Below are 19,627 nucleotides of genomic sequence, written 5' to 3' on the forward strand. Positions count from 1 at the left end.
ATCACGACTGCGCTGTGGGCTGAACCACGGACGGGGCAAACTGCCCGTCCACCAGCACGAACAACATGCGGCAAGGCGCACCGGACCGGTTGGCCCAGGCATGGTTGGTGCCACGTTGCACCACCACGCTGCCGGGGCGCAACTGCACCTCGCCCTCGTCGAGCACCAGCGTCAATTCGCCTTCGATCACCACGCCATAGTCCACCGATTCGGTGCGGTGCATCAACGGGTGGGGAGAATCCGAACACACGGTGGACGCAGATGCGTCGCCCACCTGGCTGAAGGCTGCATGCATGCGCTGGGCACCGTGGGCCAGGAACTCGGGGGTATCCGGCGGAATGTCCACAAAACGCAGGCGCGTTCCGCCAGGGGGTGGGGGCAGCACCAGAGCACCCACGGTGGGGTCGGGGCCGTTGTCGGCCACAGCAGGCGACTGGGCCGTGCTCCAGACCTCGTGGAACACTGTGCCGGGGATGGCCGCAATCTCGACCACAGTGGGCAGCGGCCCTTCGCTAGCGACCACGGCCCGACCTCGGCTGTTGTGGCCAGTGACCACGCGATGGATGGATGGGAAAGCCATGAACCGACTCCTCAATCTTCAAAAATGGCGACCGCGCGCGTCCAGCCTGCCGAGGCGCCACGGATCTTGTGGGGGAAGCAGCTGATCGTGAAACCCGTGGGCGGCAACGCCTCCAGGTTGTGTAGCTTCTCCAGGTGGCAGTAGCCGATATCGCGGCCCGCCTTGTGGCCTTCCCAGATCAGGGCCTTGTTGCCGGTCTCAGCCACACGCTGGGCGGTGTACGAAAACGGGGCATCCCAGCTCCAGGCATCGGTCCCCGTCAGGCGCACTCCCCGCTCGAGCAGGTACATGGTGGCTTCATAGCCCATGCCGCAGCCTGCGCCCAGGTAGTCCTTGTGCCCGTAGCGCGAACCGGCCCGGGTGTTGACCACCACAATGTCGAGCGGCTGCAGCGTGTGGCCTATACGGGCCAGTTCAGCCGCCACATCTGCCGCAGTGGCCACATAGCCATCGGGCAGGTGACGGAAATCCAGTTTCACGCCGGGCTGGAAGCACCATTCCAGCGGCACTTCATCAATCGTGATGGAGGGGCGAGCTCCTCCATTCTTGGCATCCTGCGTGGAGTGGAAGTGCCAGGGGGCATCCAGGTGGGTGCCGTTGTGCGTGGTCAACGTCACCCATTCGGCTGCGGCGGCCTCGCCATCGGGGTAGTCCTCGGGTCGGGTGCCGGGGATCATGGCCATGAACTCGGGCAACGTATCGGCGTGCTTCTGGTAGGTGATCTTGGGCGCCAAGGGCGGTGGGTCGGAGAGCACATCGTTCTCCAGGTAGATGGACAGGTCCACAAAGCGGCGTTGGGGTTTGGTCATACAGAGATAGGGAAGGGCTCAGTGCGCACCCGCGACAGGTGCGCCCAGACAGAACAAGGAGTAGAGCGGGCAGTGCGTTGACGGTTACGCCACCCCGGGCAGAGGCTTGGCATGGGCGGGAGAGCGATGAATGCGTGCAAACGCATACATGGCCAGCCCATCGATCAACAGGGCGGCCACACCCAGGCTGCCATAGCCCCAGGCTTTGACCAGCGTGCCCCCCAGGATGGGCCCAATGGCTGCGCCAAACATGAGCATGGCGGGGGTGGCCGCCAAGGCCCGGCCACTGGGGTCCAACCGGGCCAACACGCCAAAAGCAAAGGTGTGCGTGAAGATCATCACCGCCGCAAACACGGCCGCTGCGGCGGCATAAGGGGCGAACACGGGGGAGTTCATGATCACCACCACCAGCAAGGCCTGCAGTGCAGGCCCCGCCAGCAAAACGCTGCGGGCAGACCAGCGCTTTTCCAGAACCGCAGCCAACGCGGCAGGAAAGAGGTTCACCACACCCAAGGCAATAAGCACGCCAGTGACGGCCTGCAGTCCGTAACCCCGGTCACTGCCCACACGCTCCAGAAAGCTGAAGGTCATGGACTGCACCAGCCCCAGGGCCGCAATGCCCAGCATGCCCCACCAGACAGCGACCGGCAATGGCGCAGAAGAACCGCGTGAAGGCCCGGATTCTGTCGGTGTATCAGGCTGCGGGAAGGCCAGCGCTGCCGCCAGGGCCCCCACCGCCATGACGCCAGCGAACACCTGAAACAGCACCGCACCGCCCTGCTGCGCCACCAGCACCGGAGTGCCCCCCAGAAACACGATGGCAAACACCCCCAGCGCCATGCCCACCAGCGCAAACATGCGGTGGGGGTTGTGGCTGCGGGCGATGGTGCCATGCGTCACGCTCAAGGCAGCACCCGCAGCCACCCCGGAGGCGGCATGCAGCAAGGCCAGCAGCGCAAACTGGGGGGTGGTGGAGGCCACCGCAAAACCCACGGCCGCAGCGGCAAACCCCGCGGTAGCCAATACGCGGCCCGGCAACACTTGAAAGAACGGCGCCAACACCAAGCTGGCGAGCACAGCGCCTGCCAAAAAGAGCGTCGCCAGCAATCCCGCCTGTTGTGGATCGAATCGGTACACCGATATCAATGTGCCCACCCAAACAGGCAAGGCCACCAAGTCGACCATGCCTGCGCAGTGGCCCACCATCAGGGCCACACGGCCCCGCAGCGAATTGGTAGTGATCATGGCCGCCGCACCTCAGATAGGCTGGGCCAGGGCCATGAGGGACTCGCGCATGATGCGCGAATGCTCGTCCTTGTCGCCGCCTTCGACCTCAATCTCGCCCAGGCGGGCCGAGTTCTCCACCACCATGCGGCAGCGTTCCCAGCGGCGGGCTTCGAAGGAGGCCAAGGCGCTGGGCACGTCGCCCGCGCTGGCCAGCTCGTCGGCCAGCACCAGCGCGTCTTCGATGCCAATGCAGGCGCCAGAGGCGAGATGGGGCGTGGTGGCGTGCACCGTGTCGCCAATCAGCACCACCCGGCCTTGTGACCAGGGGCGCGGCATGAGCATGCCTTCCAAGGGGCGGTACACAATCTGCGAGTCAGGCCCGATCTGACTGCGGATTGCCTGCAGCGTGGGCGCGGTAAACCCGTCGAGCAACGCACGCAACCGGTCGGCAAAGGTGGCTGGGTCGACATGGTCGTTGGTGGGTCGCGGCTCGGTGACGAAGAGGTACATCTCGGTCTTGGAGACCGGGTTCACACCGGGCTTGATCTGCGGGCCCATCCACATGGTGGCTGTGTCGATTTCGGGGGGACGGGGCAGCACTGCACGCCACACCGCCTGGCCGCTGTAGCGCGGCTTGGGGGCGTTTTCAAACACGGTTTCGCGCACCTTGGAATACAGCCCATCGGCGCCGATCACGAGGTCGTAGCGCTGGCTCTGGCCGTCGGTGAAGCGGACCTGCACGCCATCGGCCTCCTGCTCAATGGCCGTGAAGGTGCAACCCAGGCGGACACGGGCACCCGCCGCGCGGGTGGCCTCGGCCAGGATGCGGGCCAGTACGGGGCGCATGATGGCGCCCCCGCCGGGAACGTCCGCGCCCGCGATACGCGGCGTGGGAATGGTTGCGACTTGGGGACCATGGGGCAGGTGCAGGTTCACGCCGTCCGAGGCGTTGCCCTGGGCCAGGAAGGCGTCCAGGATGCCCAAGCGACGAAACGCCCGCAGCGTGGCGCCCCCCAGGCTGATGCCCGCGCCATAGCTGCGCCAGCCCGGGTCAATTTCGACCAAGTCCACCTGGGCGCCCTGCTTGCGCAGCTCAATGGCCGCAGCCATGCCGGAAAAGCCACCGCCGATGACCAGAATGCGTTGGGAAGAAAGGTTCATGGATTTGTCTCCTGGTAGGTTGCGTCGGCGATGTGGATCTCGCCGTTCGCTTGTAATGTCAATGGCACGGGCGTGAGCGTCTCGCCCAGGCATGGTCCCAGGGTGCACCGCCCGGTGGGGATGTCAAACAACGCACCGTGGGCCGCACACACAATGCGGTCCCCCGCTGCGTTCAGGTATTGGTCTTTGCGCCATGCCATGGGGGTGTTGTGGTGAGGGCAAGCGTCGGCGTACGCAAAGAGTTGCGGGCCTTGGCGCACCACCAGCACCGCGTCCTGCCCCCGGCCTGCGGGGTCAAAGCCGCGCGATTGGCCATCGGGCAGATCCTTCCAGTGGCACAGCTTCATGGCACGGCCCTCAGTGCGCCACGCCAGCAGGTGGCGGGCCGGAAGGTGCCCACTTTTCGCGGTGCTGGAACAGGAACAACTGAGAGGCGTCCGCACTCATCGGCACCTCGCGTGCAGCCCACGTGCTGTCGTGCAGGTCCATGTCGGCGTCGTATTCGACATGGCAACCCAGGGGCGAGTTGAAGTACCAGAACCAGTTGCTGCCAAACTTGTGGCGCCCCGGCCCCCAGAAGCTCTGATAGCCCTTCTCGACCAAGCGGGTGCCTGCCAGCAGCAAGTCGGTGGGGCCGCCCATGTGGAAGGTGAAATGCTCACAACCCTTCATGAACGGGGGTGTCTGGATCATGAAAAGGGTGTGGTGGTCCAGGGTGCCAGCGGGGCGCAAGAACGGGCCCACGCCGGTGAAGCGGTCGGTGCACACAAACCCCAGGCGGGCGTAGAAGGCCTCTGCCTTGGCGGCATCGGGCACGAAATACACCACATGCGACAGCGAGCGCGGTCGCGCGGGCATGTCGGGTGACAAACCCAGGGTGTTGGGGCCACGCTGCGGCGCAGCGCCAGGGGCGTTCACAGCCTCGGCAGGCAGTGCCAGCGGCTTGCGCACCGTGACCTGGAAAGCCAGGGCAAAACCCAGGTCGTCGGTGGTGCGCAGCACACTGCCCTGGCGCACCACGGCGCGGTCGCGCGCCAACTCGGCTTCGATGGCGTCGAGCGTGGCCACATCCGCCACCCCATAGACCGTTTCGCGCAACATGCTGGCCGTGCCCAGCGAGGGTGGCAGGGCGGGGTCGTCTTTGGCACGGATCTCCACGGCCGTGCCGTCCAGGGCCTCAAACCGCCCTCCTGCGGCGGTAACACCCACCGGGGTGAGTCCGTAGTCCGTCAGGTATTGGGCGCAGGCGGCCACGTCGTCCACGCCAAAAACCAGGGCGTCGGGTCCAATGATGTTCATCTCTCAATCCTTTGTGGTGTCGTTTTTTGGGGCAGGCGCTAGGCCACTCAGGCAGTGCGGCCACCGAGGGTCTGGGCTACCCAATCAGCGATGTAGTGGCCGGCGTTGATGCTGTTGTCAAAGCTCGCGTGCTGCGATCCGCCTTCGCGGTCGGTGAACACCTTCAGCTCGCGCCGAGGGCTGTTGACCAGCTGCTCATAAGTGCGGTGCGCCCACTTCAGCGGGATCTGCGAATCCCGCTCGCCATGCGTGACCAGGAAAGGCACGCGGATCTTCTCGACCACGCCATCCAGGTGCACGTCTTCGGCGATGCGCATGAAATCGTCCACATCCTTGGCGCCCCAGACCCAGCAGACATGGGCCCAGTAGTGCGGCACCGGGAAGTCGCCCTCCTTTTCCATGCGGCGTTTTTGCACGTCGCGCCAGTCGTGGTTCGCTCCCCAGGCCACGCCGCAGGCAAAGCGCGGCTCCATGGCCACGGCGCGCGGGCAGTAGTAGCCACCCAACGAGACGCCTTCGCAACCGATCCGCTGGGGGTCCACTTCGGGGTGCTGCTCCAGCCAGTCCACCACCCGGCTGGCCCAGTGTTCGGTGTCATAGCGGGCCGTCAGGCCTTGCAGCCGCAGCGCCTCGCCAGTGCCCGGTTGGTCTACCACCAAGGACGACACTCCGCGCTGTGCCAGCCATGCGGGCAGGCCGACGAGGTATTTCATTTCCTTCGTGGAATCCAATCCGTTGAGCTGGACCAGCAAGGGCGCACGCTCGCCCGGCTTCAGGCCGTGGGCCGGGTAGTACAGCGCTGACAGGTGCGATCCTTCGTAGGGAATCTCCACCCGCTGCACCCGATCGCCCAGCAGGCGCGCCCCCTTGAGGAACAGTTCCAGCTCCCGCTGGTAGATGGCCAGCCGCCCCGGGGCGTTGTGCGCCTGCAGGCGCTCGGCGGTGATGAGGTAGCTGGAGGCACGGCGGTATTTCTCGCCCGCCGAGTACTGCCAGCCGCGCGCCTCGTCCTCCTGCGCCAGCCCACAGAGCTTGTCGGCCATGCGAACCCAGGTCTCGCGGAAGGCTTGGGTGCCCGCAGTGTCAGGGGCCTTGGCAGCCTCTTGCAACGGGGCGCACATTTCCTCGATTTCGCCGATGCGGGCACCCATCTCGATGGCGAGATCGACGGACAGGTTCCAGACGTAGTTGGTGGGGAAGTACTTGAACATCTTCAAAAGTCAGGGTTGGGAATTGCGGGGACGCGGCGTGATGCCGATGCTGGCGAAGAAGCTGGCCGTGGCCGGGTCCTTGAAGTCGGGCACAAAGCGAAAGGCGCGGATCTTTCCGTCTGCAATGCGCAGAACATCGCTGCCGACGATGCGCTCTGCCCCGGCCTTTTGGTACAGCGCACTCCGCACCTCCAGCCTGGCTGTGAGCTCATCGCCCCGGGTCTCGATAGCAACCACGTTGATCTGTGCCTGGGGCTTGACCACGGTCTGATCGATGTAGAAGGCCAGGCACGCCGCGTTGTCCATCTGTGCGGTGCAGGCGGGGTAATCCGAGCGCTCGACGTCGGCAGCAATGAGGGCACGCACCGCGGGCAGATCGGCCGCGTGCACGGCCTGCACGTAGCGGTTGAAAACGGCCACCGGATCGGTGGGCTGCTGCGCCTGGGCCAAAGCACAGACCGCCAGCAGCGCTGGGGCAAGGAGATGTGGGACTTTCATGGTGACAGTACCTGGCTGCGAGGCCCTCTCAGTGCTTGACCCACAGGGGAATCGTCACCCCCACGCCCAAGATGTTGTTCTTGGTGGTGTTGGTCGCGTACACGCCGCGCTGGTAGTTCAGGCTCACGCTGTAGCGGCCCGCGTTGTAGTTCAGCGATGGCCCCAACGCAAAGCTGCGCGCCCGGTTGCCCTGGATGGTGCTGCCGCCCTGCTGGTCGTCGCTGAACTGGTTGAGGTACGAGCCAACCACGCCCATCTTCCAGGGCCCAGTGTTCCAGCCCGCCGTGAATTCGCCTACATAGCCACGGCCTGAGCGGTAGTGGGTGGTGCTGTTTTCGCGGTTGATCAGCAGGCGGTTGATGACGCCAATGTCCAAACCGTTCGGGTCGTTATGGCGAAAGCCCAGCACCGGCTGGAACGAGGTGTAGCCCGTGGAGACGCTGGGCCGGGTGGGGTTGTAGGAGCCATTGGACAAAGCAATGTCCAGACCGGCGACCGCGTACGAGCGATCCGACACCGCCCAGCGCAACACGGCAGGCGACACCGTGATGTTCGCCACCCCGTTGTGCCGCTCACTGTGGCCCGCCACATCGGTGTGCAGCGACACCGCCGGAATCACCAGTTGCGAATACAGGCGCGCCCCCAGCACGGTGGTGTCATAACCCGCCAGCAAGCGCGTGGTGGCCGAGAACGTGCCCATCTTGAAAGGAATCGGCCGCTTGTCCCCCTGGTTGTCGTACAGGCCCTTGGAGGAGGTGTAGTGCAGCTGTTCCAGCACAAACAGCCCGGCCATCGGCGGAACGCCCGCCACATATTCACCTGTAGAGCCCACCGGAAAAGGCGAGACGCCACCCTCAAAAGCGTGGGCACTGTGGGCACCCACCAGGCTCAGCAACATGCAGCCCGCGGCCTTGCCGACGCGGGAAAAAGCGGTTTTCATCTTTGTCTCCTGATTCAACGCTGCCAGCGCAAACTGGGCGTTCTTTTTGTGGGGTGAGGTAGGGGCGCAGACTGCGCCGTGCGCAACCCATGCCCCTGGTGCATCCAGCACATTGCGCGGTTGGCGTCTGTGTGTTGGAACGGGGGCTAGATTAAGATTTGCCTTTACCTAGATCAAATGGATTGATTCCATTTGGTGTATTGATCCCGCGAATAGATCAAGTACAAACCCTGATACCTGCGCTGGCGCCAGGGGCCTCATTCGCTGTACCGTGTCAGGCCAAAAAGAGCCCCACCGGAGACAACAACGCCCATGCGTTTCAACAAGCTTGATCTGAACCTGCTGGTCGCCTTGGATGCGCTGCTGACCGAGCAAAGCATCAGCCGCGCGGCCGAGAAGACCCACCTGAGCCAGTCCGCCATGAGCAACGCACTCGCCAGGCTGCGCGAATATTTTGAGGACGAGTTGCTGGTGCAAGTGGGCCGCAAGATGGAGCCCACTCCGCGTGCGCAGTCGCTCAAAGACCCGGTGCGCGACATCCTGGTGCGGGTGGAAGCCAGCGTCACGGCGCAGCCGCAGTTCATCCCGGCGCAGTCCACCCGGCTGTTTCGCCTGCTGATCTCGGACTACACCTTGATGACCTTGGGCCCGCACCTGCAACGGCTGGCCTACAAGCAGGCGCCTGGCGTGCGGTTTGACCTGCGCCCGCAGGCCACCCAGCCTCAACGCGCACTGGAGCGCGGTGAGGCGGATCTGTTGATCATTCCGAAAGACTTCTGCTCTACCAGCCACCCCTCGGAATTGCTGTTTGAGGAGACGTTCTGCAGCGTCCTGTGGAGCGAAAGCCATCTGGCCTCTGGCACCTTGACCGAAGACCGCTACATGAGCGCAGGCCATGTGGTGGTGCAGCCCGGCGACGGCATCGCCCTGACGGACTGGTTCATGCAGCAGTCGGCCATCAAGCGCCAGGCAGAGACCAGCACTTTCAGTTTCCTATCGCAAGCCAGCCTGGTGGTGGGCACACACCGCATCGCCACCATGCACCGTCGCCTGGCGCTGCTGGCCACCCGCTTTTTGCCCATTGCCATCCGCGACTTGCCGGTGCCCATTCCGCACATGCAGCAAGTGGTGCAATGGCACCAACACCGCACGGCAGACCCCGGCCTGGTGTGGCTGCGCGCGTTGCTGCGCGAGGCCGTCACGGCGATGGACAGCGCGCAGCCCCCCACCGAGGCGGGTTGAGCAGCGCTCAGCCCGGCAGCACCAGCGCGGCCCGCGCCTTCAGCGCCGCAGGCCGCGAGTGGCAGCCCTCCAGGTGGTCGTTGACCAGGCCCATGGCCTGCATGAAGGCGTACACCGTGGTGGGGCCCACAAAGCTCCAGCCGCGTTTTTTGAGGTCTTTGGACAGGGCCACCGACGCTGCGGTGGACGTGAGAGTGCGCGCGGCTTCGAGCGTCAGCACGGCAGGCCGGTCGGCTGCGCCGGGCTCGTACTGCCACACGTAGCGGGCCAGCGAGCCAAACTCTTGGCGCAGCTCCAGCACGCGGCGGGCGTTGTTGATGGTGGACTCGATCTTGCCCCGGTGGCGCACGATGGCGGCGTCCTGCACCAAGCGCTCCACATCGGCCTGATCGAAGGCGGCCACCTGCTCGGCGTTGAACTGGGCAAAGGCCGCGCGAAAGCCCTCGCGCTTGTTCAGGATGGTCAGCCAGCTCAGGCCCGATTGGAAGCCCTCCAGGCAGATTTTTTCAAACAAACGCCGGTCATCCATAACCGGGAAGCCCCACTCGTGGTCGTGGTAGTGGCGGTACAAGGGGCTGGCCTTGCACCACGCACAGCGCGCTCGGGCGGTGCCGTCGGCATCATGGGCCGCATCGGCCACCAGGCCTGCGGGCAGCGCCGATGCACCGGCGGGGATCTCGGTGGTGGTGGTGGGTTCGGTCATGTCACCATTCTAGGAACGCGCCGCGCCATGCTGCTGACAGGGGATGCCTGGCCACCGCGACCCCGCCCATGCCAGCGGCCACGCCATGTCGTACCCTTGCCCCATGCGCACGCGTTTTCGTTTTTCCCGCCCCCGCCGTATCGCCTTGATTGGCGCGCTGGTGCTGCCCGCCCTGTTGCTGGGATGCGCCCAAACGCGCGATGCCCTGGGCTACTACTGGCAGTCGGCGCACGGCCACGCCCAGTTGATGGGCGCCGCCCGGCCGCTGGACGACTGGATTGCCGAGCCCGACACCCCGCCCGCCCTGCGCACGCGCCTGCAACTGGCCCAGCGCGCCCGCGCCTTTGCGGTGGCCGAGCTGCACCTGCCCGACAACGCCAGCTACCGCCGCTATGCCGACCTGAAGCGCCCCGCCGCGGTGTGGAACGTGGTGGCCGCGCCGCCCGATGCGCTCAGGCTGCACACCTGGTGCTTTCCGGTGACGGGCTGCATTGGCTACCGGGGCTACTTTGCCCAGGCCGATGCACAGGCCGAGGCCGACCGGCTGGCGGCCCAGGGGCTGGAGGTGGATGTGTACGGCGTGCCCGCCTACTCCACGCTGGGCTACATGAACTGGGCCGGGGGCGACCCGCTGCTGAGCACCTTTGTGGGCTGGCCCGAGGGCGACTTTGTGCGCCTGCTGTTCCACGAGTTGGCGCACCAGGTGGTGTATGCGCAGGGCGATACGGTCTTCAACGAATCGTTTGCCACGGCGGTAGAGCGCCTGGGCAGCGCCCGCTGGATGGCCGAGCACAGCACCCCCGAGGCCCGCGCCGCCCTGGCCACCAGCGAGCAGCGCCGCGCCCAGTGGCGCGCCCTGACCCGCACCACCCGCGCCGAGCTGCAAGCCATTTATGAACAAAATAAGGCCCCAGGGCAAGATACACAAGCGCTAGCAGCTATCAAAAACGAAGCAATGCAGCGCTTTCGTGCGGGCTACGCGCAGCTGCGCGCGCAGTGGCTGGCGGCCGCGCCCCCCACAGCCAATGCCGCCAGCACCCAGCTGGCGGGCTACGACCGCTGGGTGGCCAAGGCCAACAACGCCAGCTTTGCGGCCCAGGCGGCCTATGACGAACTGGTGCCCGCGTTTGAAGCCCTGTTCGAGCGCGAGGGCCGCGACTGGCCCCGGTTTTATGATGCCGTGCGACAACTCACCCAATTGCCCCAATCCGAGCGCCACGCCGCGCTGCGGGCACTGGCAAAAAACCCTCAGCCTCTGACCCAACCCAAGGAGAAACCTGGTGTCTGACCTTCACATCCAACGCGACCACCAACTGGGCCTGCCCCAAGCCCGCGAGGTGGCGCGTGCCTGGGCCCGCAAGGCCGAGGAAAAATTCGACATGGAATGCAGCTACGAAGAAGGCGACACGCAGGACACCCTGACCTTCACCCGCGCAGGCGTGAGCGGCACCCTGGTGGTGGACGCCCAGCAGTTCGACATGACGGCCAAGCTCGGCTTCCTGTTCACCGCCTTCAAAGACCGCATCGAAGCCGAGATTGGCGGCCAGCTGGACGCGCTGCTGGGCACGCCCAGCACCACCTCGCTGGCCTGAGGCGCGCAGCATGGCCACGCCCCCAGAGTCCTCATCAGCGAAGTCGGCCCACGCGACGGGCTGCAGTCCATCGCCACCACCATGCCCACCGCGCACAAGCTGCGCTGGGTGGATGCGCTGGTGGCCGCTGGCCTGAGGGAGATCGAGGTCGGCTCCTTCGTGCCCGCCAAGCTGCTGCCGCAAATGGCCGATGTGGCCGAGGTAGTGCGCCACGCCGTAGCCCGGCACCCGCACATCACCGTGATGGCGCTGGCCCCCAACCTGCGCGGGGCCGAGGCCGCACTGCAGGCCGGGGCGCACAAGGTGACGCTGCCCGTGTCGGCCAGCGCGGCGCATTCGCTGGCCAATGTGCGCAAGACACCCGCCGCCATGGTGCAAGAGCTGCTGGCCGTGGTGCAGCTGCGCGCCGCCACCGCACCGCAGGCACTCATTGAAGTGGGCTTATCAACCGCCTTTGGCTGCACGCTGCAGGGCGAGGTGCCCGAGGACGACGTGATCCGCCTGGCCGTGCAATGCGCCGAGGCGGGTGTGGACGAGGTGGGCCTGTCGGACACCACCGGCATGGCCAACCCGGCCCAGGTGCGCCGCCTGTTCACCCGCCTGCGTGCCGAGCTGGGCCCCAAGGCGGGCGCGGCCCACATGCACAACACGCGCGGCCTGGGTCTCGCCAACTGCCTGGCCGCCTACGACGTGGGGGTACGCACGTTCGACGCCTCACAAGGCGGGCTGGGCGGCTGCCCTTATGCGCCCGGCGCCTCGGGCAACGTCGTCACCGAAGACCTGGTCTTCATGTTCGAGGCCATGGGCATTGCCACGGGGGTGGACTACGAGCGCCTGCTGGCCGCACGGCAAGCGCTGCAGGCCGGCCTGCCCAACGAGCCCCTGTACGGCATGACCCCGCTGGCTGGCCTGCCCAAGGGCTGGCAGCCCGCGGCCTGACCCCACGGAGACCGCCCTTGGGCCCCACCGCCCTGCCCCCACACCGCCTGTACTACCTGCACAACTTTGTGCAGGCGCTGCAGTGGGTGCGCGCGCGCTATGCCGACCTGCTGGCCCCGCCCGAGCAAGACTTCATCGCCCGCTTTGCACAACTGCCCGAGCCCGCGCAAGCGCTGCTGGTGCGGCTGGTGATGCGGCGCGGGCCGTGGTTTCGCGCGGGCAAGCTGGCGTATGAAGAAATTGGCGACATCGACGCCGCCGCCGCGCCCCTGCTGGCCCTGGACTGGCTCGATGCCGCTGCCCCCATGGCGCTGGCCGAGCTGTTTGCACTGCACACCCACCGCGAGGTGGCGGCCCTGTTTGCCACCCCCGGCCCACACCCGGCGCAACCCAAGTCGCTGACCAAGGCCGTGCTGCTGCAAGCCCTGCTGCCGCACCACACCGCCGCCCAGCCCTACCGCCAATGGCACCCCGCCAGCACCGAGGCGGTGTGGCGCGTGGCAGAACACGTCATCGCGCTGTGCACGCGGCTGCGGCTCATGTTCTTTGGCAACTTGCACCAGGACTGGTCGGAATTCGTGCTGGCCGACCTGGGCCTGTTCCAGTACGAAGTGGTGCCGTTTGATGCGCAGTCGCGGGCGTTTCAATGCCGCGCCGATGTGGATCACTATCTGGCCCTGCACGCCCTGCGCCAGGCGCTGGACGAGGGGGCCGAGCGCGCGCCCCTGCTGGCCGCCGCACTGCAAGCCACCAGCCCCAACCCCTGGCTGCAGCGCCGCCGCGCCAAGCTGCTGATGCGCATCGGCCAGGCCTGCGAGAAGGCCGCCGACTGGGCGCTGGCCGAGCAGGCCTACGCCCACTGCACGCACCCCGGCGCGCGACACCGGCGCATCCGCGTGCACGAACACCTGGGCTGCCACGCCGACGCGTTGGCCCTGGCCCTGCTGGCCCAGGCCGCACCGGAGAGCGACGAAGAAAGCCAGCGACTGGCACGCATGCTGCCGCGCCTGCAACGGGCCGCCGGGCCGCTTGCCAGTCCCGCTCCACCCCATGCCAAAGCCCAGCACCGGGCAGCCCCCACCCCCCTGTCCCGTCACTTGCCCCCGCCGCTGGAGCTGGCACTGCCCCACCCCGGCCCAACCACCTCGGTGGAGTGGGCACTGCGCCACCACTGGCACACCGACGAGGCCCCCGTGTTCTACACCGAGAACGCGCTCATCAACAGCCTGTTCGGGCTGCTGTGCTGGCCTGCTGTGTTCGCGCCGCTGCCGGGGGCGTTCTTTCACCCCTTCCAAAGCGCCCCTGCCGATCTGAATGCGCCCGACTTTGTGGAGCGCCGCGCCGACCTCTTTGCCGAATGCCTGCGCGGGCTGGAGGATGGCCGTTACCGCGCCCTCATCCTGGAGCGCTTTGCCAGCAAGCAAGGGCGCCAGTCGCCCTATGTGTTTTGGGGGGGCCTGAGCGAGCCGCTGCTGCAGTTGGCCTTGGAATGCATGCCCGCTGCACACTTGCGCCTGCTGTTTGAGCGCCTGCTGCAAGCCCCGGTGGCCCACCGCAGCGGCCTGCCTGACCTGGTGCGGTTTTGGCCCACACGCCCGGCCGGTCAACGCTACGAGCTGGTCGAAGTCAAAGGCCCGGGCGACAAGCTGCAGGACAACCAGATCCGCTGGCTGCAGTATTGCCACGCCCACGGCCTGCCCGCCAGCGTGTGCCATGTGCGCTGGCTGGATGGGCCGGGCATGGAGCGCCCCAACGACGCGATGGCCGCATGAACGCCGCGAACACCACGCCCGCCCCGCTCGCGGTCTCGGTGCGCGCTCTGTGTGCCTTCACCGCCCGCACGGGCGACCTGGACCTGCGCTTTACGCCCGCGCCCAGCGCGCTGGAGGGCATGGAAAGCCACCGCCTGGTGCAGGGCCGCCGGGGCGATGGCTATGAGGCCGAGGTGGCGCTGAGTGGCCTGTTCCAGCAGCTCACGGTGCGCGGGCGGGCCGACGGGTTTGACGCACCGCGCCAGCAGCTGGAAGAGATCAAGACCTACCGGGGCCAGCTGGATGGCGTGCGCCCCCACCAACGTGCATTGCACTGGGCCCAGGCCCGCGTGTACGGCCACCTCATGTGCCAGGCGCGGGGGATGGAGCGGCTGCACGTGGCACTGGTCTATGTGCAAACCGGCACGGGGCAAGAGACCGAGCTGGTCGAAACCCACACCGCCGCCGATCTGCAAGCGCACTTTGAAGCGCTGTGCACGCGCTACCTGGCCTGGGCGCACAGCGAGCAGCAGCACCGCCAGGCGCGGGATGGGGCCCTGGCAGCGCTGGCCTTTCCGCATGGCAGCTTTCGCGCCGGGCAACGCGAGCTGGCCGTGGCGGTGTACCGCAACGTGGGGCCTGGCCAAGATGGCAATGAAGACGGCGGCCGATGCCTGCTGGCCCAGGCCCCCACGGGCATTGGCAAAACGCTGGGCACGCTGTTCCCGCTGCTGCAGGCCAGCGCCCGCAAGGGGCTGGACAAGCTGTTCTTCCTCACGGCCAAGGGCACCGGCCACGCGCTGGCGCTTGATGCCTTGGCCCGTGTGCACGAGCAACTGAGCCAGCCCACACAGCCCATAGCGCAGCCCACTGCACAGATACCACCCCTGCGCGTGCTGGACGTGCTGGCACGCGACAAGGTCTGCGAGCACCCCGACAAGGCCTGCCACGGCGAATCCTGCCCGCTGGCCCAGGGCTTTTACGACCGACTGCCCGCCGCACGCCAGGCCCTGGCGCAGCACACCAGCCTATGGGACGGCCCGGCCGTGCGCACCACTGCGCTGGCGCACGACATCTGCCCCTACTACCTGGCGCAGGAGATGGCGCACTGGTGCGATGTGGCGGTGGCCGACTACCACTACTTCTACGACAGCGCCGCCATGCTGTATGCGCTGACGGTGGCGCATGGCTGGAAGGTGGGCCTGCTGGTGGACGAGGCCCACAACCTGCCCGACCGCGCCCGCCGCATGTACACCGCCGAGCTGCACCAGGGCACGCTGGCCGACGCCCGCGCTGCCGCCACCGGCCCCGTGCGCAAGGCGCTGGACGCGCTGCAACGGCAGTGGAACGCCATCCACCGCGACCAAGTGGACACGTACTGTGCACACACAGCGCTGCCCGAGGCCTTTGTGCAAGCACTGCAGCGCGCCATTGGCGCGGTGGCCGAGGCGCAGACCGATACGCCCCTGCTGCCCGGCGACCCGGTGCTGGCGCTGTACCTGGACGCCCTGCACTTTGCCGCCATGGCCGAGCAGTTCGGCAGCCACGCGCTGCTGGACGTGACGCTGGACGCCCACCGCCATGGGCGGCGCGGCACATTCAGCACGCTGTGCATTCGCAACGTGGTGCCCGCCCCGCACCTGGCGGCGCGCCACGCGGCGGCGCACAGTAGCGTGCTGTTTTCGGGCACGCTCACGCCGCCAGCGTTCTACCGCGACCTGCTGGGCCTGCCGCCCGAGACGGGCTGGGTGGATGTGGAGTCGCCCTTTCACAGCGGGCAGCTGGCGGTGCACACGGTGGGGCACCTGTCGACCCGCTTTGCCGACCGCGCGCAGTCGCTGGCGCCCATGGCAACGCTGATGGCCGAGCAGTTTGCGCGCCTGCCGGGCAACTACCTGTGCTTTGCCAGCAGCTTTGACTACCTGCAGCGCATTGCGGCCCAGCTGCAGCAGGCCCACCCCGAGGTACCCCAGTGGCAGCAAACCGCGGGCATGGACGACGCGGCCCGCCAGGGTTTTTTGGACCGTTTTCAGGAGGGCGGCCAGGGCATTGGCTTTGCCGTGCTGGGCGGTGCGTTTTCAGAAGGGGTGGACCTGCCCGGCCACCGGCTGATTGGCGCCTTCATCGCCACGCTGGGGCTGCCGCAGGTCAACCCGGTGAACGAAGAAATGCGCCGCGCGATGGACCGGCACTTTGGCGCGGGCAAGGGGTATGACTACACCTACCTCTTCCCGGGCCTGCGCAAGGTGGTGCAGGCGGCAGGAAGGGTGATTCGCACCGAGCAGGACGAGGGCGTGGTGTTTCTGATCGACGACCGCTACCGCCGCGCCCCGGTGCGGGCCCTGCTGCCCGCATGGTGGGCGCTGGATGGGGCGCTGCCAGCGCAAGCGGGGAGTGATGGGAACCCACCTCGACGCCACCCAAGCCGTTCGGGCTGAGCCTGTCGAAGCCTTGCGCGGCGCGTCGACAGGCTCAGCGTGAACGCGCTTGTTTTTGCATGCGTGCGAACAGGCACACAAGACCCGTCAAAACAAAGCGGCCCACAGGCCGCTCGTCGCGAAGAAGAAGCTGAGGCAGTGCTCAGCTCAGCTCGGTGATCAGGTCGATGTACAGCTGCTTGGCGGCATCGGCTTCGGTGCCCTTGAGCTTTTCCCACGCTTCCCACTTGGCGCGGCCCACCACGTCGGAGAAGCTGGGCTTCTTCTCGGCGTTGTCACCGGTGGTGGCCTGCTTGTACAGGGCGTAGATCTTGAGCAGCGTAGGGTTGTCAGGGCGCTCGGCCAGGTTCTTGGAGTTGGCTACGGCAGCTTCAAAAGTGGCGTTCAGGTCAGACATGCGGGTGTCTCCGTATCGGTATGAAAAGGGGCGCGAAAAAGACGTAAAAAACAGGCCGCAGCGATCTTACGGCCTGCCAACAGCCAGCGCGTACACCCCCAGAGGGCGAGCGACGCCAAGACGACACTGCGCAGCCCGCATGCGGCCACCGCCCCGCGCTTTCATCGGGTTACCACAGCGATCAGCAGCCATCACCAGCCATCGCTTGCTATTAATTTTATAGCATATAGCGCTTATAAATAAAGCGCTAGCAGCCCATTCCCCTTAAACCCTTGCCAATCCATCCACCGCCTGGAACAGCGACTGCCGCGCCTGGCTGATGATCTGGCCCTTCCATGCATCGGTGTCGGTGTAGAAGGCCGCCAGCATCTGGGCCTTGATCTGTGCGGCCAGCTCGGCGGGGGCTTCGGGGTGGATGTTGAGCCAGTGCTCGGCCCGCAGGGCCTGGATGACTTCGGTGACCGGCACGGTGCCGTACTCCATGGCAATGCCGGTGTACTCGGCCTGCGGGCATTCGTCGTAGATGGCGGTCCACATCAGCCCCGTGAGGAAGGCCGAGGTGGACGAGCCGTCGTAGATGGAGGTGACGGGCGTGGCGCCACCGCCATCCCACCACTGGCGGGCGCGCTGCACGGCGGCGGCATCGTCTTTGCCTGCGTAGATGCGCTCGCCCAGGCCGCTGGGGCCCAGGCCCGTGTGCAGATCGATCCAGGCCAGGCGCTGCGCACGGCTGCCATGCTCGCGCAGCACCTGGCGCAGGGTCTGGTTGCTCCAGGTGGGCGCGGTGCCGCCATAGAACAAGCCCTGCGCAAACTCGTGCTGCCCCCGGGTGATGGCGGCCTGCCAGGCGGCCTCGCCACGCTCTGCCAAAAAGGCCTGTACGGCCTGCACGTTGGCAGCATTGGGCGGCCACACATTGGGCAGCAGCAAAGGCGCGACTTCGCGGTAGGCGGTGTTCTCGGGCAGGCTCGCCTGGAAGGTGTGGAAGTTGCGGTTCAGGTCCACGTTCTCGTGCGTGGCACGGCGGATGTGCGAGAAGCCGTAGGGGTTGAGCGCGTGGATGTAGAGCACGGCCACACCCGCATCACGGGCCTTGGCGCGCCACTCGGCATCGTGCAGGGCAAACACCTGCACACCGCTGCCGCAGTAGCCCTCCACGCCGTGGCAGGCGCTGCTCACGATGAGCAGTTGCTTGGCATCTGCGGGGCCGTCCAGCGCCACGTCCATGGCCAGCACCTCGCCCTCACGCCCCGCCAGGGGGTGGGTGTGCGACTCCACAGTCAGTCCGGCCGCTGCTGCGGCTTCCAGAAACTGCTTGCGGGCCACCGCGTAGGTAGGCGAGAACGCTTGGGAGATACCGATCATGGAGGGGTTTCTTTCCGGAGTGAAAAACGAAGGCTACGCGCCCTGTGGGCCAAGACGATGACAGAGGCAAAAAGGGGAAGTGGGGGCGTGGTGCAAGCCGATCGGCCACCGGGCGCCCCGCCAGTCCCCGCAGATCAGCCCGCCTTGGCTGCGGCCAGCCACTCCTGCGCCAAGCGCACCCAGAAGGTGGCCCCCAGGGGGATCAGGTCGTCATTGAAGTCGTAGCTGGGGTTGTGCAGCGTGCAGGGGCCACCGCCGTGGCCCATCTCGCGGTGGCTGCCATCGCCGTTGGCAATGAAGAGGTAGGCCCCTGGCTTGGCCTGCAGCATGTAGGCAAAGTCCTCCGCGCCCATGCTGGGCTCCTGGTCCAGCGCGTTGGCTTCGCCCACGATGCTGGCCATGACCTGGCGGGCAAACAGCGCCTCGGCCGGGGTGTTGATGGTGGGCGGGTAGTTGCGCACAAATTCGAAGTCGCACACCGCGTCGTGTGCAGCGCAGGTGTGTTCGGCCACCTGGCGCATGCGCTTTTCAATGAGGTCGAGCACCTCGAACGAGAAGGTGCGCACCGTGCCCTGCAGCTCGCAGCTGTCGGGCACCACGTTGGTGGCCTCGCCCGTGTGGATCATGGTGACCGAGATCACGCCCGCATCCACCGGCTTTTTGTTGCGGCTGATGATGGTCTGGAAGGCCTGCACCATCTGGCAGGCGATGGGCACCGGGTCCACCCCCATGTGGGGCATAGCGGCGTGGCCGCCCTTGCCGCGCACGGTGATCTTGAACTCGCTGGTGGACGCCATCACCGGCCCAGCGCTGGCGGCCATGGTGCCTGCGGGCATGCCCGGCCAGTTGTGCATGCCGTACACGGCCTGCATGGGGAATTTTTCGAACAGGCCGTCTTCGATCATCACGCGGGCACCGCCACCGCCCTCTTCTGCAGGCTGGAAGATGAGGTACACGGTGCCGTCAAAATCGCGGTGCTGGGCCAGGTGCTGGGCGGCGGCCAGCAGCATGGCGGTGTGGCCGTCATGGCCACAGGCATGCATCTTGCCCGCGTGCCGGCTGGCATGGGCGAAGGTGTTGAACTCCTGCATGGGCAGCGCGTCCATGTCGGCCCGCAGGCCAATGGCATGGCCGCAGGCCCCGCCATCACGGCCTTGCACGATACCCACCACCCCCGTCTTGCCCAAACCCCGGTGCACCGGAATGCCCCACTCGGTGAGCTTGCCCGCCACCACATCGGCGGTGCGCACTTCTTCAAAGCACAGCTCGGGGTGGGCGTGAATGTCCCGGCGCACCGCTGCAATACCAGCAGCCTGGGTCACGATGGAGTCGATAACGTTCATGATGGTATGTATCCTTACGATGGCACAGTCTAGCCCGCCAGCAACACCCATGCCATCACCCCTGTGGCAGACCACCTGTTGCGAGACGGGTATTTCGGTCATCCCCGCCCGCCGTCATAACCTGCTCAAAGC

General features: G+C 66.7%; 19 protein-coding genes. 6 read left to right on the top strand and 13 right to left on the bottom strand.

Annotation, left to right across the window (positions count from 1 at the left end):
* Position 1 precedes the first annotated feature (1 nt).
* The 9 genes from EAG14_RS19455 to EAG14_RS19495 all read right to left on the bottom strand — a co-directional run bounded on the left by EAG14_RS19455 (position 2) and on the right by EAG14_RS19495 (position 7,725).
* Positions 2 to 580 (bottom strand): cupin domain-containing protein, encoded by a 579-nt coding sequence (locus EAG14_RS19455; RefSeq protein ID WP_121729861.1) that lies wholly within the window; start codon positions 578 to 580, stop codon positions 2 to 4.
* Positions 581 to 591: 11 nt separating this feature from the next.
* Positions 592 to 1,389: a cyclase family protein gene (locus EAG14_RS19460; protein WP_121729862.1), complete on the bottom strand. Its 798-nt coding sequence runs from the start codon at positions 1,387 to 1,389 to the stop codon at positions 592 to 594.
* An 84-nt stretch (positions 1,390 to 1,473) separates the two neighbouring features.
* Positions 1,474 to 2,634 (bottom strand): MFS transporter, encoded by a 1,161-nt coding sequence (locus tag EAG14_RS19465; RefSeq protein WP_121729863.1) that lies wholly within the window; start codon positions 2,632 to 2,634, stop codon positions 1,474 to 1,476.
* Positions 2,635 to 2,646: 12 nt separating this feature from the next.
* A complete protein-coding gene (locus tag EAG14_RS19470) occupies positions 2,647 to 3,834 on the bottom strand; it encodes an FAD-dependent oxidoreductase (protein ID WP_371414428.1) in 1,188 nt (395 codons plus the stop codon).
* On the bottom strand, positions 3,774 to 4,124 hold the full coding sequence (locus EAG14_RS19475) for a Rieske (2Fe-2S) protein (RefSeq protein ID WP_121729865.1): 351 nt from the start codon (positions 4,122 to 4,124) through the stop codon (positions 3,774 to 3,776). Before EAG14_RS19475 ends, EAG14_RS19470 begins: the two co-directional genes overlap by 61 nt.
* 10 nt (positions 4,125 to 4,134) lie before the next feature.
* Positions 4,135 to 5,076: a VOC family protein gene (locus EAG14_RS19480; RefSeq protein ID WP_121729866.1), complete on the bottom strand. Its 942-nt coding sequence runs from the start codon at positions 5,074 to 5,076 to the stop codon at positions 4,135 to 4,137.
* Between the two features lie 47 nt (positions 5,077 to 5,123).
* Positions 5,124 to 6,287 (bottom strand): S9 family peptidase, encoded by a 1,164-nt coding sequence (locus EAG14_RS19485; RefSeq protein ID WP_121729867.1) that lies wholly within the window; start codon positions 6,285 to 6,287, stop codon positions 5,124 to 5,126.
* A 9-nt stretch (positions 6,288 to 6,296) separates the two neighbouring features.
* Positions 6,297 to 6,785, bottom strand: a complete 489-nt coding sequence (locus EAG14_RS19490; protein ID WP_121729868.1) for a nuclear transport factor 2 family protein — start codon at positions 6,783 to 6,785, stop codon at positions 6,297 to 6,299.
* A gap of 28 nt (positions 6,786 to 6,813) precedes the next feature.
* A complete protein-coding gene (locus tag EAG14_RS19495) occupies positions 6,814 to 7,725 on the bottom strand; it encodes a transporter (protein ID WP_233205517.1) in 912 nt (303 codons plus the stop codon).
* A 312-nt stretch (positions 7,726 to 8,037) separates the two neighbouring features.
* Between EAG14_RS19495 and EAG14_RS19500 the strand changes: the two genes are divergently transcribed.
* Positions 8,038 to 8,967 (top strand): LysR family transcriptional regulator, encoded by a 930-nt coding sequence (locus EAG14_RS19500; protein ID WP_121729869.1) that lies wholly within the window; start codon positions 8,038 to 8,040, stop codon positions 8,965 to 8,967.
* A 7-nt stretch (positions 8,968 to 8,974) separates the two neighbouring features.
* Here the strand turns inward: EAG14_RS19500 and EAG14_RS19505 are convergent, their stop codons facing one another.
* Positions 8,975 to 9,670, bottom strand: a complete 696-nt coding sequence (locus EAG14_RS19505; protein ID WP_121729870.1) for a DNA-3-methyladenine glycosylase I — start codon at positions 9,668 to 9,670, stop codon at positions 8,975 to 8,977.
* 103 nt (positions 9,671 to 9,773) lie between these two features.
* On the opposite strand from EAG14_RS19505, the gene EAG14_RS19510 reads away from it, so the two are divergent.
* The 5 genes from EAG14_RS19510 to EAG14_RS19530 are packed head-to-tail and all read left to right on the top strand — an operon-like array spanning position 9,774 to position 16,390.
* A complete protein-coding gene (locus EAG14_RS19510; RefSeq protein WP_121730566.1) occupies positions 9,774 to 10,958 on the top strand; it encodes an aminopeptidase in 1,185 nt (394 codons plus the stop codon).
* Entirely contained in the window at positions 10,951 to 11,262 is a 312-nt protein-coding gene (locus EAG14_RS19515) for a polyhydroxyalkanoic acid system family protein (RefSeq protein ID WP_099657678.1), read from the top strand. Before EAG14_RS19510 ends, EAG14_RS19515 begins: the two co-directional genes overlap by 8 nt.
* 33 nt (positions 11,263 to 11,295) lie before the next feature.
* Entirely contained in the window at positions 11,296 to 12,201 is a 906-nt protein-coding gene (locus EAG14_RS19520; RefSeq protein ID WP_121729871.1) for a hydroxymethylglutaryl-CoA lyase, read from the top strand.
* A gap of 17 nt (positions 12,202 to 12,218) precedes the next feature.
* Complete coding sequence (locus tag EAG14_RS19525; protein WP_240456850.1) at positions 12,219 to 13,973, top strand: VRR-NUC domain-containing protein; 1,755 nt, start codon at positions 12,219 to 12,221, stop codon at positions 13,971 to 13,973.
* A complete protein-coding gene (locus tag EAG14_RS19530; protein ID WP_121729872.1) occupies positions 13,970 to 16,390 on the top strand; it encodes an ATP-dependent DNA helicase in 2,421 nt (806 codons plus the stop codon). The genes EAG14_RS19525 and EAG14_RS19530 overlap by 4 nt, the downstream gene beginning before the upstream one ends.
* 142 nt (positions 16,391 to 16,532) lie before the next feature.
* Here EAG14_RS19530 and EAG14_RS19535 read toward each other — a convergent pair whose 3' ends face one another.
* From EAG14_RS19535 to EAG14_RS19545, 3 genes are all read right to left on the bottom strand, one after another.
* On the bottom strand, positions 16,533 to 16,787 hold the full coding sequence (locus tag EAG14_RS19535) for an acyl-CoA-binding protein (protein WP_121729873.1): 255 nt from the start codon (positions 16,785 to 16,787) through the stop codon (positions 16,533 to 16,535).
* A gap of 264 nt (positions 16,788 to 17,051) precedes the next feature.
* Positions 17,052 to 18,152, bottom strand: a complete 1,101-nt coding sequence (locus EAG14_RS19540) for a M14 family metallopeptidase (RefSeq protein ID WP_121729874.1) — start codon at positions 18,150 to 18,152, stop codon at positions 17,052 to 17,054.
* 134 nt (positions 18,153 to 18,286) lie between these two features.
* The gene (locus tag EAG14_RS19545; RefSeq protein WP_121729875.1) at positions 18,287 to 19,495 is read right to left on the bottom strand and encodes a M20 aminoacylase family protein; all 1,209 of its coding nucleotides are present in this window, start codon (positions 19,493 to 19,495) and stop codon (positions 18,287 to 18,289) included.
* Positions 19,496 to 19,627: the final 132 nt, after the last annotated feature.

This window comes from Acidovorax sp. 1608163 (assembly GCF_003669015.1).
GTDB lineage: Bacteria > Pseudomonadota > Gammaproteobacteria > Burkholderiales > Burkholderiaceae_C > Acidovorax.

Coding starts and splice junctions, on each gene's coding strand:
- EAG14_RS19500 (WP_121729869.1), top strand. CDS start 8,038: ATGCGTTTCAACAAGCTTGATCTGAACCTGCTGGTCGCCTTGGATGCG.
- EAG14_RS19495 (WP_233205517.1), bottom strand. CDS start 7,725: ATGAAAACCGCTTTTTCCCGCGTCGGCAAGGCCGCGGGCTGCATGTTG.
- EAG14_RS19535 (WP_121729873.1), bottom strand. CDS start 16,787: ATGTCTGACCTGAACGCCACTTTTGAAGCTGCCGTAGCCAACTCCAAG.
- EAG14_RS19505 (WP_121729870.1), bottom strand. CDS start 9,670: ATGACCGAACCCACCACCACCACCGAGATCCCCGCCGGTGCATCGGCG.
- EAG14_RS19540 (WP_121729874.1), bottom strand. CDS start 18,152: ATGATCGGTATCTCCCAAGCGTTCTCGCCTACCTACGCGGTGGCCCGC.
- EAG14_RS19455 (WP_121729861.1), bottom strand. CDS start 580: ATGGCTTTCCCATCCATCCATCGCGTGGTCACTGGCCACAACAGCCGA.
- EAG14_RS19530 (WP_121729872.1), top strand. CDS start 13,970: ATGAACGCCGCGAACACCACGCCCGCCCCGCTCGCGGTCTCGGTGCGC.
- EAG14_RS19510 (WP_121730566.1), top strand. CDS start 9,774: ATGCGCACGCGTTTTCGTTTTTCCCGCCCCCGCCGTATCGCCTTGATT.
- EAG14_RS19480 (WP_121729866.1), bottom strand. CDS start 5,076: ATGAACATCATTGGACCCGACGCCCTGGTTTTTGGCGTGGACGACGTG.
- EAG14_RS19490 (WP_121729868.1), bottom strand. CDS start 6,785: ATGAAAGTCCCACATCTCCTTGCCCCAGCGCTGCTGGCGGTCTGTGCT.
- EAG14_RS19485 (WP_121729867.1), bottom strand. CDS start 6,287: ATGTTCAAGTACTTCCCCACCAACTACGTCTGGAACCTGTCCGTCGAT.
- EAG14_RS19465 (WP_121729863.1), bottom strand. CDS start 2,634: ATGATCACTACCAATTCGCTGCGGGGCCGTGTGGCCCTGATGGTGGGC.
- EAG14_RS19545 (WP_121729875.1), bottom strand. CDS start 19,495: ATGAACGTTATCGACTCCATCGTGACCCAGGCTGCTGGTATTGCAGCG.
- EAG14_RS19475 (WP_121729865.1), bottom strand. CDS start 4,124: ATGAAGCTGTGCCACTGGAAGGATCTGCCCGATGGCCAATCGCGCGGC.
- EAG14_RS19460 (WP_121729862.1), bottom strand. CDS start 1,389: ATGACCAAACCCCAACGCCGCTTTGTGGACCTGTCCATCTACCTGGAG.